The sequence below is a fragment of the Flavobacterium sp. PL11 genome (assembly GCF_035985025.1).
Taxonomy (GTDB): Bacteria; Bacteroidota; Bacteroidia; order Flavobacteriales; family Flavobacteriaceae; genus Flavobacterium.
This window is the reverse complement of record NZ_JAXCIA010000011.1, coordinates 72,765-88,208: the sequence shown is the minus strand read 5'-3', so window position 1 is coordinate 88,208 and position 15,444 is coordinate 72,765. Positions and strand designations below refer to the sequence as shown.

General features: G+C 32.3%; 16 protein-coding genes. 7 read left to right on the top strand and 9 right to left on the bottom strand.

The features are described 5' to 3' along the window. Window positions 1–6 precede the first annotated feature (6 nt). Genes RCH18_RS07850 through RCH18_RS07840 form a run of 3 tightly spaced genes read left to right on the top strand, consistent with a single transcriptional unit; the run spans window position 7 to window position 1,433 of the window. Entirely contained in the window at window positions 7–180 is a 174-nt protein-coding gene (locus tag RCH18_RS07850) for a hypothetical protein (protein WP_326936196.1), read from the top strand. Window positions 181–214: 34 nt separating this feature from the next. Next, window positions 215–667, top strand: a complete 453-nt coding sequence (locus RCH18_RS07845; RefSeq protein WP_326936195.1) for a 6-pyruvoyl trahydropterin synthase family protein — start codon at window positions 215–217, stop codon at window positions 665–667. 7 nt (window positions 668–674) lie between these two features. After that, window positions 675–1,433, top strand: coding sequence for a UDP-2,3-diacylglucosamine diphosphatase (locus RCH18_RS07840; RefSeq protein WP_326936194.1), 759 nt, complete (start codon window positions 675–677; stop codon window positions 1,431–1,433). Here RCH18_RS07840 and RCH18_RS07835 read toward each other — a convergent pair. Next, the gene (locus RCH18_RS07835; protein ID WP_326936193.1) at window positions 1,430–1,786 is read right to left on the bottom strand and encodes a hypothetical protein; all 357 of its coding nucleotides are present in this window, start codon (window positions 1,784–1,786) and stop codon (window positions 1,430–1,432) included. The genes RCH18_RS07840 and RCH18_RS07835 overlap by 4 nt on opposite strands. Window positions 1,787–2,022: 236 nt before the next feature. On the opposite strand from RCH18_RS07835, the gene RCH18_RS07830 reads away from it, so the two are divergent. Continuing rightward, complete coding sequence (locus tag RCH18_RS07830) at window positions 2,023–2,499, top strand: hypothetical protein (RefSeq protein WP_326936192.1); 477 nt, start codon at window positions 2,023–2,025, stop codon at window positions 2,497–2,499. 86 nt (window positions 2,500–2,585) lie between these two features. On the opposite strand, the gene RCH18_RS07825 is transcribed toward RCH18_RS07830, so the two are convergent. The 6 genes from RCH18_RS07825 to RCH18_RS07800 form a co-directional block, all read right to left on the bottom strand. Beyond that, entirely contained in the window at window positions 2,586–3,866 is a 1,281-nt protein-coding gene (locus tag RCH18_RS07825) for an MFS transporter (protein ID WP_326936191.1), read from the bottom strand. Then, window positions 3,866–5,554, bottom strand: coding sequence for a single-stranded-DNA-specific exonuclease RecJ (recJ, locus tag RCH18_RS07820; protein ID WP_326936190.1), 1,689 nt, complete (start codon window positions 5,552–5,554; stop codon window positions 3,866–3,868). Before recJ ends, RCH18_RS07825 begins: the two co-directional genes overlap by 1 nt. Before the next feature lie 67 nt (window positions 5,555–5,621). After that, window positions 5,622–5,966 (bottom strand): HopJ type III effector protein, encoded by a 345-nt coding sequence (locus RCH18_RS07815; RefSeq protein WP_326936189.1) that lies wholly within the window; start codon window positions 5,964–5,966, stop codon window positions 5,622–5,624. 11 nt (window positions 5,967–5,977) lie between these two features. Further along, the gene (locus RCH18_RS07810; protein WP_326936188.1) at window positions 5,978–7,030 is read right to left on the bottom strand and encodes a flavin monoamine oxidase family protein; all 1,053 of its coding nucleotides are present in this window, start codon (window positions 7,028–7,030) and stop codon (window positions 5,978–5,980) included. After that, window positions 7,027–7,746 (bottom strand): 16S rRNA (cytidine(1402)-2'-O)-methyltransferase, encoded by a 720-nt coding sequence (gene rsmI / locus RCH18_RS07805; protein ID WP_326936187.1) that lies wholly within the window; start codon window positions 7,744–7,746, stop codon window positions 7,027–7,029. Before rsmI ends, RCH18_RS07810 begins: the two co-directional genes overlap by 4 nt. A 75-nt stretch (window positions 7,747–7,821) precedes the next feature. Continuing rightward, on the bottom strand, window positions 7,822–8,853 hold the full coding sequence (locus RCH18_RS07800) for a hypothetical protein (RefSeq protein ID WP_326936186.1): 1,032 nt from the start codon (window positions 8,851–8,853) through the stop codon (window positions 7,822–7,824). 198 nt (window positions 8,854–9,051) lie between these two features. Here RCH18_RS07800 and RCH18_RS07795 point away from each other — a divergent pair, with 198 nt between their 5' ends. After that, entirely contained in the window at window positions 9,052–9,642 is a 591-nt protein-coding gene (locus RCH18_RS07795) for a thymidine kinase (RefSeq protein WP_326936185.1), read from the top strand. Between the two features lie 1,020 nt (window positions 9,643–10,662). Here the strand turns inward: RCH18_RS07795 and rpoN are convergent. Further along, window positions 10,663–12,129 (bottom strand): RNA polymerase factor sigma-54, encoded by a 1,467-nt coding sequence (rpoN, locus tag RCH18_RS07790; RefSeq protein ID WP_326936184.1) that lies wholly within the window; start codon window positions 12,127–12,129, stop codon window positions 10,663–10,665. A gap of 80 nt (window positions 12,130–12,209) precedes the next feature. Further along, complete coding sequence (asnS, locus tag RCH18_RS07785; RefSeq protein ID WP_326936183.1) at window positions 12,210–13,646, bottom strand: asparagine--tRNA ligase; 1,437 nt, start codon at window positions 13,644–13,646, stop codon at window positions 12,210–12,212. A gap of 209 nt (window positions 13,647–13,855) precedes the next feature. Here asnS and RCH18_RS07780 point away from each other — a divergent pair, with 209 nt between their 5' ends. Beyond that, window positions 13,856–14,080 (top strand): hypothetical protein, encoded by a 225-nt coding sequence (locus RCH18_RS07780; RefSeq protein ID WP_326936182.1) that lies wholly within the window; start codon window positions 13,856–13,858, stop codon window positions 14,078–14,080. Between the two features lie 160 nt (window positions 14,081–14,240). Further along, window positions 14,241–15,158, top strand: coding sequence for an ABC transporter substrate-binding protein (locus RCH18_RS07775; RefSeq protein WP_326936181.1), 918 nt, complete (start codon window positions 14,241–14,243; stop codon window positions 15,156–15,158). Window positions 15,159–15,444: the final 286 nt, after the last annotated feature.

Here is a 15,444-nt window from a genome sequence, read left to right as displayed (position 1 = left end):
ACGATTATGTCACTTCTCACATTGATTCAAAAAGTAAATATTGAAGAAAAATTAAAAAATGCTACTGATAGCGGTTATCAAGTTGGCGTTGTAATTGGTTCTTTCATTCCTTTTGTAGTTTTAGTTTTACTAGCTTACTGGATGTACACAAGTGCGAAAAAAAGAGACAAAGAACTTTAATTATTTACTAAATTTGCATCAAAATAAATTTCCAATGAGCAATATCAGAATTACAAAACAATTTAGTTTCGAAACCGGGCACGCTTTATACGGCTATGACGGGAAATGTAAAAATGTTCATGGACATAGTTATAAATTATCAGTAACCGTTATAGGATCGCCAATTACAGATCGCACAAATGTAAAATTTGGGATGGTAATTGACTTTACTGACTTAAAAAAAATTGTAAAAGAGGAAGTTGTAGATCAGTTTGATCACGCTACAGTTTTCAATGGAACTACGCCTCATGTAGAATTGGCTACTGAGCTCATCAATCGTGGTCACCACGTTATATTAGTAGATTACCAGCCCACAAGTGAAAACATGGTAGTTGATTTTTCTACAAGAATCAGCAATAGATTACCAAAAGGAATTACTCTTTTCTCTTTAAAATTACAAGAAACTGATTCTTCTTTTGCAGAATGGTTTGCCAGTGATAATACATAAATGTTTCATGCAATTACCGAATCAAAAAAAAATATATTTTGCGTCTGACCAACATTTTGGCGCTCCTACAGCGGAACTAAGTTATCCACGAGAAAAAAAATTTGTGGCTTGGCTAGACGAGGTAAAGCAAGATGCCGAAGCAATTTTTTTATTAGGTGATTTATTTGATTTTTGGTTTGAATATAAAACGGTTGTCCCAAAAGGATTTGTTAGAGTTTTAGGCAAATTAGCAGAAATTCGAGATAGCGGTATTCCTATTTATTTTTTTGTTGGAAATCATGATTTATGGATGGAGGATTATTTCCAGAAAGAACTGAATATTCCTGTTTTTCATGATAATCAAGAATATACATTTGGTGACAAAACTTTCTTAATAGGCCATGGTGACGGAAAAGGGCCTGGAGATTTAGGATATAAACGCATGAAAAAAGTATTTACTAATCCATTTTTCAAATGGCTTTTTAGATGGTTGCATCCTGATATTGGTGTGCGTTTAGCACAATATCTGTCGGTGAAAAATAAGTTGATTTCTGGTGATGAAGATGTTATCTTTCTTGGTGAAGATAACGAATGGCTTATTTTATATGCTAAAAGGAAACTAGAAACTAAGCATTATAACTACCTTATTTTTGGTCATCGTCACTTACCTATGATCGTAAAAGTTGGGGAAGCTGCTGAATATGTGAATTTAGGCGACTGGATTAGCTATTTCACCTACGGTGTTTTTGATGGTGAGAAATTCGAAATCAAAAAATTTAAAAATTAATTCATTCCTACTCCAAAAAGGTATTCGTCAAGTTTTATTTTAAACAATGTACCTTCTATTAAGTCTTTTGCCTGATCTAACTCGTGCATGGTGACCGCTAAATCAATTTGAAGAAACGGTGTTTTTAATAAAAATTGGTGACAATACTTTTTTAAGTCACAGGTAGCGCAATCTTTATTTAATAAAAAACTTTCCTCAATACAATTGCTAAAAAATTGTAATTCCTCTTTGCTAAAATAAAAACCAGTCTTTCTAAAAATCAGTTGCACCCTGTCGTATAATATCAAACCATCTTTTCTCCAGTAGAATGAAGTTCCAATATCATTGTAATGTAATTGCTTTATTTGTTCCATTGCTGTACTCTTTAAAACAAAGATAGCAATTATTTATATTTATTCTAAATAGAATAATAAAGATATAATAAATTTAGTGGTTAACTAATAAGTAGCGAAAAAGGAACATTTATTAAACTTAAATTTTAGCTTAGGAAAATTTCTATCAAAAATATCGCTATTAATTTTTAGCCAAAATTTAAAGCATTACTAAGTTTTTATTTTTAATTAATTTAACTTTAATAAAAATTGAAATTATGTCGAAGGCTATCCTATTATTTTTTTCATTATTTTTCTTTACCTCAACAACTGTTGTTTCACAAAAGCTAGCCACTGAGGAACCGCAATTAGCTATTCCGCTTAGTGTTACAACTGATTTTAATTTGAAATTTCCTTCTCAAGAACCCAACTGGGTTTCAAGTTATGAAGGGCGTTACAATCAGAAATTAGTTCATGAAGCGCGTTTTATTTTTGATAATAGAAATTCATCGGCCATTTATGATAATGTAGGAGACCTAATCGCATTTGCCGCGGTGGTAGAGCGCAGTGAAATTCCAGTAGAAGCATTGAACTATATGAAAGAAAAATATCCTAATTATTCCATATTAGATACTATCATTGTAACAAGGGGAAAAAGCGATATTAGTTACGAGTTAGGGATATTAGTTAATGGACAATATATTATTAAAGTATTTTCTAATAAAGGAAAATTTATAAAAAGTACAAGAGCTTAGATAAATTTTTTTGCTGATGTACCACAATAAACTTGATAATGTACATTGCTTTTTTTTCATGACCAAACCAAATATTCTACATCAAATTATGAATTTTCATGCTCCTCAACATCTTTTTGCAAATCTAATTTTCTAAATGTTGGCGATATCGCACCTGTAAAAAACACCGTAATTAAAGTCATACTTCCACCAAAAATTACAGCATTAACAGTTCCCATAAGTTTAGCTGTAAGTCCGCTTTCAAATGCACCTAACTCATTAGAAGAGCCAACAAAAATTGAATTTACGGCAGCTACTCTTCCTCGCATGTGATCAGGAGTTTTGAGTTGCAAAATGGTTTGTCGTATCACTACCGAAATTCCATCGAAAACTCCACTAAAAAATAAGGCGGCAACCGATAGCCAAAAAATGGAGGAAAGGCCAAAAACGATTATACATATTCCAAATGCGAAAATCGCAATTAATAATTTCATTCCTGCATTTTTAGTAAATGGAATATATGCCGATATAATCAACATTAAAAAAGCGCCAACTGCTGGAGCAGCTCTAAGAACCCCAAAACCTTCTGGTCCCACTTTCAAAATATCTTGTGCAAAAATGGGAAGCAAGGCTACTGCGCCTCCAAAAAGTACAGCGATCATATCTAATGATAAGGCGCCTAAAATGGTTTTATTCTGGAAAACAAATTTCACTCCTTCTTTCAAACTTTCCATTATAGGTTCGCCTATTTTTGGATTTAAAATAGGCTTCGTTTCTATTTGTGTTAAAGCACTTAAAGCAAGTAAAGAACAAAACAACACAATTGACATAGACCAGTGAACACCAATCCAATTAATAGAAAAGCCAGCTACTGCAGGACCTAAAACAGAACTAATTTGCCATACAGAACTGCTCCAAGTAGCCGCATTAGGATAGATTTTTTTAGGCACAATTAATGCTAAAAGCGAAAATATAGTTGGACCTAGAAAAGCACGAACTAATCCTCCTAAAAACACAAAAAAGTAAATAGAATACAGAATCATATTTGTAGATAAATCTTTAATAAAAGGAGGCCAAGTAAATAAAAATAAACCTAAACTTATAACTGAAAAGCCTAAAATACATTTAAAAAGCAATCCTTTTTTCTCTTTTTGATCTACAACATGTCCTGCAAATAGTGCCATCGAAACAGCAGGAATCACCTCCATCAGTCCAATAATCCCTAGTGATAATGGGTTTTTAGTCAAGCTATAAACTTCCCACTCTATAACAATAAACTGCATAGACCATCCAAAAACCATTGCAAAACGCAACAGTAGAAAAATGTTAAACTCTTTATACCGAAGTGCAGAATAGGGATCGTTTTTTTTAGTATTTAAAGAGCTCATTACTTAATACATTTTAATCTTAACTGAACGGAAACTGTACCATTCCATTCATTTTCATCGATACAATAAGCAATTTGAAAAGATTTTTGGTTCGAAGTTATATCGTATTTCTCACCTAAACTAAAACCAATAGCTGCAATTCCCTCAGTCCCATTTTGTTTTATGAAAAGTCTTAAATGCTCATTTTCTTTTCCCATGGGTTTACCATAACCTGTATCTTTGACATTTGTGCTAAAAAAAATGGGAGTCATATTCATGGGTCCAAACGGCTCAAATTGTTTTAGAATCCGAATCAATTTTGGAGTAATATCAGAAAAAGTGATTTCAGCATCTATTGCAATTTCTGGAATAAGCATATCAGCGGCAATGGTTTTTTTGACCTCTTTTTCAAAGGCTTCTTTGAAAATCGTATAGTTATCTGCAGCTAAAGTCATCCCAGCCGCGTACATGTGTCCGCCAAATTGCTCTAAATGTTCAGAACAAGCTTCTAAAGCATTATAGACATCAAAGCCTTTTACGGAGCGTGCCGAAGCAGCATATTTGTCTCCACTTTTCGTAAAAACCAAAGTAGGGCGATAGTAGGTTTCTATTAAGCGAGAGGCCACAATTCCGATAACACCTTTATGCCAATTTTCTTGAAAAACTACCGATGTAAATCTTTCTTGCTCATTATTATCCTCAATTTGCTGCAAAGCTTCTTTGGTTATTACCTTATCTAAGTCCTTTCGCTCAGAATTATAAGCTTCAATTTCAGAGGCAAATTGTTGTGCTTGTTCAAACCCAAATTCGGTTAATAATTCAACGGCATGATTGCCATGTTTTATTCTACCAGCTGCATTAATTCGAGGTGCAATTATAAAAACAACATCAGTAATATCCAGAACTTGTTTTTTTACTTGAAAAATTAATGCTTTAATTCCTGGTCTAGGATCACTATTGATCACTTGTAAACCAAAATGTGCTAGAACTCTATTTTCGCCTGTCATAGGAACAATATCGGCAGCAATCGCAGTTGCGACTAAATCTAAGTATGGCACTAAATCATCAATGGTTTGATTTCTACTTTTGGCTAAAGCCTGAATCAATTTAAAACCAATTCCACAGCCACATAATTCGTCATACGGATACTGACAATCGTCTCTTTTTGGATCGAGAACGGCAACAGCTTCTGGCAAAAAAGCTCCTGGTCTATGGTGATCACAAATAATAAAATCAATATTTCGCTCTTTTGCGTAAGCAACATGATCTATTGATTTTATGCCGCAATCCAAAGCAATTATAAGTGAGAATTCATTATCATCAGCATAGTCAATTCCCATAAATGAAATGCCATAACCTTCCCTATATCTATCTGGAATATAGGTTCCCACGCCATCATAATACGTTTTTAAATAAGAGGAAACTAGGGAAACAGCAGTTGTACCATCAACATCATAATCACCAAAAACAAGAATTCGTTCCTGATTTAGAATTGCTTTTTCAATTCTATAAACTGCCTTATCCATATCTTTCATTAAATAGGGATCATGCAAGTGGTCTAATGATGGACGAAAAAAATTCTTAGCGTCCTCAAAAGTTTCAATTCCACGTTGTATTAATAAAGTAGCCACAAAATCCTCCACATTTAAGGCTTGCGCCAAATGTTGAATTTTATCTTCAGAGGGTTTGGGTTTAATGGTCCAACGCATGATTTTAGATTTTTGTCAGTTTTAAACAACAATTCAGCTTAATTTTTTCCTTAAATTTATGACTGCACTATTTTACAGCAAGTGGACTTCCATAAAATGCTATGCCGTCCCATCCTGTTTGCATAAAGTTACGAATGTTTTGGTGATTGGTTGCTTCCGGATTTTTCAACACTTCGTCGTAATAATAAGCGCCAAAACAAAATAGTGTTGCTGATTCAGATAAGTTTTTCATTTCTGCAAAAGCAAATATTTTACATGAACCTGAGTTTTCACCAGCCTGATTATGCAATTTACCGTTTTCAAAAGCTGTGGGGTCAAAAGTATAATTGTCCTCAATAATTGCAATCGTTTCTGCGAAAGTGATTGCTTCAGGAGTTTGATTAAGTTTTTCTAAGAAAGAATTTATGTTCATTTACTTGTTTTTTAAAATTGTGAAGCAATGTTTTTAGCAGCTACAATTGCTCCTTCCATATATCCGGGATTTACTGACGCTGTTTCTGAACCTGAAATATAAAATTTATTGTCAAAGAAACTATTTCTATATTCAGCGTGTCCATTATTTTCATGACCCATCACTAAATTTTCATAGGGGAAAAAGGTAAGTGGTTCTTTGCGCCATAATCTTTCATGATAAGCGATATAATTCGATGCTTGTGTTCCAAAAAGCTTTGCCAATTGTTGTATAACTTTCTCTTGTCGCTCTTCTTGTGAAAGTGTATATGTACCGCCATTTAAGAATCCTTTTAAAGCAAAACCTTGATTATCGGCAGTGCTGTGATCATACATTTCTTGAATAATACTCGCCTGACTGTATAAAGTTCCTGAATAGTGCTTTTCTCTCCAAAACGGGCGCTGATATTCAACAGCAAATTTTATGGACTCTCCCATCCAAGTATGCGTTCTCTTTGCCAAGCGTTGCATAGTATCAGGTAAAGTAGGTTTAAAACCTATAGTTTGCACTAATAAATGTGGTGGCAAAGTGCTTATCACTTTCTCTGCTGCATATTTAACGCCATTAGAATCTGTAAGTTCTACATTGTTGTCAATTTCTTCTATTGCAATAACCTTAGTTGCTGTTTTAATATTTTGGATACCTACTTCTTCTACTAATTTTTTAATTAATTGAGATGTTCCACCAACAATTCGAAAAGATGATTCTTCATTATCTGAAATTTCAAATTTTTGCGGAGGCACAAATGACATGGTTTCAAATAGAGATATTCCCTGCGTATGTTGTTTAAAATAAGGAATCTTGAATTCGTTTAATAATGCAATAAGATTTTGATGAGGATTGCTAAACCAAGTTGCACCCATTTCTACAGTTGCTCCACTTGATCCAGTAACAGTCTCTATGCGACCACCAATACGAGTATTGGCTTCTAAAATAGTGATTTCAAATCCTTTTTTCTGTAAGAGATAAGCGATCATTAAACCTGATAATCCTGCACCAATAATTATAATTTTGTTAGTATTCATATTTTTTTTTCAACTGAGAATTTTGATTTTTTTGGTTCTTTAATAATTGGTTTTCCTGCTAAAACTACCACGATTTCTCCTCGTGGAGCTATTTTTTCAAAATGTGTTAAAACTTCTTTTACAGTTCCCCTTACATTTTCCTCGTGCAATTTAGATAGTTCTCTACATACACAAACGGCTCTTTCCGCTCCAAAATAAGTAATAAACTCAGTTAAAGTTTTTACTAATTTATGTGGCGATACGTATAAAATCATGGTGCGAGTTTCCTCGGCTAAAGCCAAATAACGTGTTTGTTTGCCTTTTTTATCAGGTAAAAAACCTTCAAAAATAAATTTATCGTTGGGTAAACCGCTATTAACTAATGCAGGTACAAATGCAGTTGCTCCGGGCAAACATTCGACTTCAACACCATTTTCAATACAAGCTCTAGTTAATAGAAACCCTGGATCAGAAATGGCAGGTGTTCCAGCGTCAGATATTAATGCGATATTTTCACCAGCTTTTAATCGAGATATTAAGTTTTCTACCGTTTTGTGTTCATTGTGCATGTGGTGGCTATACATGTGCGTACCAATCTCAAAATGTTTTAATAACTTGCCGCTCGTGCGAGTGTCTTCTGCAAGAATTAAGTCTACTTCCTTTAGGATTCGAATGGCTCTAAAAGTCATATCCTCAAGATTACCTATGGGTGTAGGAACGATATATAATTTTGACATAAGTGAAATAATTTATTACAAATTGCAGTTTAAACTGAATTTGCTGTATCATTTATTTGGCGAAGCTAAATAAGTTTATAAGAATTTTTTTTCGATAATATCCATAAAACGGTCTTCATACTCTTGTTTGCCTTCCCAATTATTATAATCAGGTTTTACCATTTCTTGTACAAAATCTCTGGTATCGTAAAATGTGTCAAATGTGATTAACTGACTTAAAACGCGGTTATAATCTTCGGTACTATTTCCGAAAAGATGTTTTATAAAAGCAAGTCGATCATTTAAATCGATATTTATTCCTTTGCCTAATTTTTCATTTAGTGAAACTACTTTTGGATCTGTATGGTCATTATTATCTTTGTTAAAAGCGTCTAATTTTAGATTTAATATAGGCTCCCCCAAGTCTTGAGTAGTTTCAACGCTACTATTTGATGGAGTTTTTGATATTTCTTGTTTTTTCACAAAGAGGGTTTCATGATAGTCACTGCCTAATAAATCTTGAAAAGAAATTTGTACCACTTCCGCTTTTTTTGGCACTTCTAAGTCAAGTTCCACTTCATTTATTTGAGATGATTCAAATGGAGCAGTTATAGGAACAGTTTCAATTTCTAATTCCTCTACTTCATTTTGTACTTCTTTGCGTTCTATAGTAATTATATTTTCAGCAGGTTCGAGAGTCACTTTTATATCATTTTCAGGATTTACTTCATTACTATTTTCTTCACTAATTTCTACAGCTATTAAATCTTCATTTGGAGTTACTTCTTCTACTTTTTCATTTTTTGAAGTCGCAACTATTGAATTTATTGATTCATCTTCTATTAAAGATGATTGAGATTTATTACTATTTTCGGAATCGGCCTCACTAATTTCAGGTTCCAATTCTTTTGAAGTGATGTCAAAAATTGATTCTATTTTATGTACAACATCTGAACTTCCAATAGTCGGTTTAGCTTCGCTAAAGTGTTCGTCTACAAAGCGTAAGACTGCCAATTTTTCATATAATTTTTGCGTTTCTAAATACAATTGATTGATATCAGATTTATTTTTTAACTGTAACACTCTGTGGGCAATGCTGATTAAATCGGCTTCCAATTTTTTTTTCATAATTTAGAAATTATAATGTATTAGGTGAGTTTTTTTTAATGTATTCCTTTAGGATTTTTATTTTAGCGTGTGGAAGAAGCGACCTTTTAATAAAAAAGTCATACTTTTGAAACGACGTAAAAGTATACAATTTTTAAGTCGTTTTGTCCAGTACAAAGTAATAAAAACTATTCATTTTTTAAGTTAGAAAAATACAAAATGTTTCTCGAAAATACAGTAAATCATAAAGAGCAATTTGGCTGGATCGAAGTTATTTGTGGGTCAATGTTTTCAGGTAAAACTGAGGAATTGATTCGTCGCTTGAAAAGAGCCCAATTTGCCAAACAAAAAGTAGAAATTTTCAAGCCAGCTATTGATACACGCTATGATGAGGAAATGGTTGTTTCTCATGACGCTAATGAAATTCGTTCAACGCCTGTTCCTGCAGCTGCAAATATTGCTATTTTGGCGCAAGGTTGCGATGTTGTAGGAATTGATGAGGCTCAGTTTTTTGATGATGAAATTGTGAAAATTTGTAATGATCTAGCTAATCAGGGAATACGAGTAATTGTTGCCGGTTTAGATATGGATTTTAAAGGAAATCCTTTTGGACCTATGCCAGCATTAATGGCAACAGCAGAATATGTAACCAAGGTACACGCAGTGTGTACTCGCACTGGCAATCTAGCCAATTATAGCTTTAGAAAAACAGATAATGATAAACTAGTGATGCTAGGCGAAACTGAAGAATATGAACCTTTGAGCCGAGCGGCTTATTATCATGCAATGCATAAAGATTTAGGTAAATAGTTTTACCTTCATACCTATTCAATGGAAATGAAGTAGAACATTAGTTTAATATCATAATTATTATCTAGCATTACGTATAAAAAGTATTTAAAATAATCTTGAGTATAGATATATGTATTTGATTGTAACTTTTCTAACCTTGCTCCCTTTTTCAAAGGTCAAAACTTTGACAAAGGGAGCAAAGGTCGAAGGGGTACAAATGATAACCAGTAAAACTTTGATAAAACTTAATATTTTCAATTTTTAAACATAATTAAGTTCTAAATCACTAAAAATCATATTCGAATTTTGATGGATGACTATGTGAATAAATGAAGTTTTCCAAATTTTCAAATAGTGCAATAACTTCTTTTCTTTGATTTTTTGTTTTATTTAAAGATAGAATAGCTAAGTGAGAAGAAAATGGATAGGTTTTGTAACTTTTTCCACTACTATTTGGATTTAAATGAATGTAAATGATTAAATTTTTGAGATGCTCTTCAAATTTTATTTTTAATCTTTTAAATGGTGATTCAAATTAAGCTCCATGACGATTATTTACCTTATTAAAAGATTGGGTGTAGCAACTAAGAAACTTGGCCATTTGTTTACTGAAAATTTTGGTTGCTGAATGTAATCCAGAATCTTTATCTAACTTTAATTTTGTATTTTTTTCTACAAAATCTTGTAAAGTTTCTTTTGTTTTAATTTTTACAAGAAAATGAAAATGATTGTCCATGAGGCAATAACAATAAACTTCGCAAACGCCGCTTAATAATTATTGAATTTTGATAAAAAGTATAACTTGTTTTCTTCATTTAAGAAGATATGACAATTATTTATACCTCTATTGTAAATATGATAAAATGAATCAGCTGCAATTATTTCATTTCGATTATCCATTTACTTTGAATTTAATTGTTGATTATTATCTTCTTTAGATTTATTCAAAATCCAAATTTTTATAACTTTATTAACCTTTGTCAAAGTTCAAAACTTTGACAAAGGTTAATAAATTAAAGAGTATTAAAAAAATAAATTTTACATTTTCTTTCTCATTCTAGCAACAGGAATATCTAGTTGTTCTCTATATTTAGCTATTGTTCTTCTAGCTATTGGGTAGCCTTTTTCTTTTAAAATATCGGCTAATTGATCATCAGGAAGTGGCTTTTTTTTGTCTTCTTCCTCAATAGTATTTTGAAGTATTTTTTTTATTTCTAAAGTAGAAACATCTTCGCCTTGATCATTTTTCATCGATTCAGAAAAGAATTCTTTTATCAATTTTGTACCATAAGGTGTTTCTACATATTTGCTATTAGCCACACGCGAAATTGTCGAAATATCCAAGCCAACTTGGTCTGCAATATCTTTTAAAATCATAGGTCGTAACTTGGTTTCATCGCCTTCAAGGAAGAACTCTTCTTGATAGTGCATAATTGCATTCATGGTTACAAAAAGTGTTTCCTGACGCTGACGGATCGCATCAATAAACCATTTCGCAGAATCTAACTTTTGTTTTATAAATTGGACTGCATCTTTTTGTTGTGCTGATTTATTGCGAGAATCCTTATATGTTTGCATCATCTCCTGATAGTCTTTGGAAACATGTAACGAAGGGGCATTTCTGCCATTTAAAGTTAATTCCAATTCGCCATCCACAATTCGAATTGCAAAATCAGGAACTACATTTTCTGTGATTTTATTATTGCCAGTAAACGCTCCGCCTGGTTTTGGATTTAATTTTTCTATTTCATGAACCGCTTTTTTGAGCTGTTCAGTCGAAACACTATATTTTTGAATTAATTTATCATAATGCTTTTTAGTAAACGCATCAAATTGATTAAAGATAATATCAGTGGCAAGATCTACATATTCTGTAGGTGTTTTATGTTTTAACTGCAATAGTAAGCATTCTTGTAAATCGCGGGCGCCCACACCTGACGGTTCCAGTTCATGAATAACTTGCATCATTTTTTCGACCATTTTTTCATCGGTGTAAATACCTTGGGTAAAAGCCATATCATCAACCATATCGGGAATACTTCTACGTATATATCCCATGTCATCTATGCTGCCTACTAAAAATTCTGCAATTTCACGTTCTTGATCATTTAAGATAAACGTATTCAATTGATTGATTAGATCTTGATGAAAGCTTACTGGCGCTGCAAAAGGTGTTTCTCTATTTTCATCGTCATCACTATAATTATTTGTTTGCGTTTTATAATCTGGAATTTCATCGTTACTTAAATACTCATCTATATTAATGTCTTCAGCTTCAATTCGCTCGGATTCAGCCTCATCATAATCATCGAACTCTTCATTTTCGAATTCATCTTTTTCGAATTCGTCGTCTTCTTTTCCTGCTTCAAGAGCTGGATTTTCGTTCATTTCTTCCAATAAACGCTGTTCAAAAGCTTGAGTAGGCAATTGAATTAACTTCATCAACTGTATTTGTTGAGGAGATAATTTTTGTGATAATTTTAAATTTAAGAATTGCTTTAGCATTTACTGTAATCGTTTATTTGTTTAATTTTTTAATCGGAATTATCGGTTAAACAAATAAACGATTAACCGAATAAGCCTTTTTAAAATTCAGCATTTTGTGGTGTTCTTGGGAAAGGAATTACATCTCTAATATTAGTCATTCCAGTTACAAAAAGTACTAATCTTTCAAATCCAAGTCCAAAACCAGAGTGAACTGCTGATCCAAAACGTCTGGTGTCTAAATACCACCATAATTCTTGTTCATCAATTCCCAGAGCTTTCATTTTTTCAACTAACACATCAAAACGTTCCTCTCTTTGAGAGCCACCTACAATTTCTCCAATTCCTGGAAAAAGAATATCCATGGCGCGAACTGTTTTCCCATCTTCGTTTAAACGCATATAAAATGCTTTAATATTAGCGGGATAATCAAATAAGATCACGGGACATTTAAAGTGTTTTTCTACTAAATAACGTTCATGTTCTGATTGTAAATCAGCTCCCCATTCGTTAATGATATAATTGAATTTTTTCTTTTTGTTGGGAGTACAATCTCTCAAGATATCTATTGCTTCTGTATATGAAACACGTTTGAAATTATTTTCTAAAACAAAGTTTAATTTTTCTAAAAGGGGCATTTCGCTTCTTTCAGCAACTGGTTTTGATTTTTCCTCATCTAATAAACGACCTTCTAAGAACTTTAAATCCTCGGGACATTTATCCATTGTGTATTTTATAACATATTGAATAAAATCTTCGGCTAAGTCCATATTGTTATTCAAATCGTTGAACGCTACTTCTGGTTCAATCATCCAAAATTCAGCAAGGTGACGCGAAGTATTAGAATTTTCTGCTCTAAATGTGGGTCCAAAAGTATAAATTTGGCCCAAAGCCATTGCAAAAGTTTCTCCTTCTAATTGACCAGAAACCGTTAAGTTGGTTTCTTTTCCAAAGAAATCTTCTTTATAATTTACTTTTCCATCCTCTGTCCGCGGCGTTCCGTCAAATGGTAATGCAGTTACTTTAAACATTTCTCCAGCACCTTCAGCGTCAGATCCAGTAATAATTGGGGTATTTACATAGACAAATCCTTTTTGTTGAAAATAACTATGAACCGCATAAGACAATACTGAACGTACTCTCATTATCGCTCCAAACATATTTGTGCGGACTCTTAAATGTGCATTTTCACGTAAAAAATCAAGACTAGGTTTATTCTTTGGTTGGATTGGAAATTTTTCTGCATCAGAATCTCCCAGAATTTCTAATTTTGCCACCTGAATCTCAAATTTTTGTCCAGCACCTTTACTTTCTATTAAAGTTCCCGTTACTGATATTGCCGCTCCAGTTGTAATCCTTTTTAAAGTTTCGTCTGGCGTGTTCTCAAAATCGACCACACACTGAATATTATCAATGGTCGAACCATCGTTTAAGGCTATAAATTGATTATTTCTAAAAGTTCTCACCCATCCTTTAGCATTTACTTCGTGAAGCGTCGTTTTACTGTTTAGTAAGTCTTTAACTTTTGTATGTCTCATTTTATGTCTATCGTTGATATTAAAATTGTTTTTATAACCTACCTGCAAATATAAATGAATTGTTTTTAATTGTCATCGTGAGAATTGAAGCAATCTAAAGAGGATTCTGGAATTTGGAGCTATTTTCCGCTATCCATTTCAATCTTATTGTTTTTGAAGACAAAAACAATAAGGATTTCCATTGCTGTTGGGGCTAGAATTTAACGGATATGCAAGCTTTTAACATCAGTTTAAAACTGGTAATCACATCCTCAAAATTAGAAATTTTGCGAAGCGTTTTTATTGAGACACACTATTCCAATTGTCACGATGGAAACATCTCAGCAATTCACAGAGATTTAATTAAGATGTTATATTGGGGTGGTTTTTCTCAACATCAGTTTAAAACTGGTAGTCAGATCCGTAAAGTTGGAAACGTGGTGCAATGTTCTTAATAGCCAATAATCTTGCTCAGGAAAAGCAGTACTTTTATCACTTTTACGATTTTGCGACCGCAACTTTATTTTTATGACTTATAAAATCTATATTTGGCAAACACTATTTAATTTTTGAAAAATTAATAATTTTATAATACACTAATCTTATAAAACTTAGATGAAAACATTAAAAATTGCTTTAGATTGGACTCCAAATGTGAATCATATTGGTATTTTAATCGCAAAAGAATTAGGGATTTATGAGCAATATGGTATTGACTTGATAATTATAGATCCTATTACTGACAATTATCTAACTACTCCAGGTAAAAAGCTAGAGTTAGACATTGCTGATTTTGTATTAGCACCTTTTGAGACAGTGATTAGCCTTAATAATAAAGAAAATAAAGTAGACGCCATTGCAGTCTTTGCAATTTTACAAGAAGATATTAGTAGTATTGCATCTTTAAAATCAACTATATTAAAAAGTCCAAAAGCATTAGATGGGAAAACGTATGCCTCCTATAAAGCGCGTTATGAAGACAAAATCGTAAAAGAACTTGTTAAACGGGACGGTGGAAAGGGAATTTTTAATATTGTGTATCCTGATAAATTAGGCATTTGGAATACATTATTAAATGGTACAGCTGATGCAACTTGGATATTCAATAATTGGGAAGGCGTAGAAGCTGAAAGTAAAAACATTGATTTAAATAAGTGGTCACTCAAAGATTATTCTATTCCATACGGCTACTCTCCAGTTATTATCACTAAACGAAATAACCTAAAAAATAATAAAACCCTCTATTCAAATTTTATTGAAGCTACACGCAAAGGTTATTTGTACGCTCAAGAGAATAAGTCAGTAGTAATTGAGATTTTAAATCTTTACATAACAGCTTATGATAAAGAAAACATTGATCTTGAAAAAGCACACAATGCAACAATCAGTTATTTTGGAGATTATAATAATTGCGGGTTTATGAATCCGGAAAGAGTTGACTCATTTTTAAATTGGTTGATTGAAAGCAATTTAGAAAACTCTAAGATTAGAACGCAAGAGTTATTTACAAATGAATTGTTGCCTTCAATTTAATGTAAAACCATTAATAGACAAGTAGATAACTTATAATATATTTACAGATTTTCGCAAAGATAAATATTGTTTAGCACTGAGGTTTTGTACTTGTCTTTTAGTTTAATGAAAGAAACGTTTAAAACTTAAAGTAAAATCTTTAAAATATCATGCTTTGCGTTGAGGTACAAATATCTCAGCGCGCGTCAGTACTTTAACGTCATTTTAATATTGATAATCGCATCCTCAAAAGTGGAAATTTAGCAAATTAAATAAGGTGTATGAACATCAGTTTAAAAATCAAATT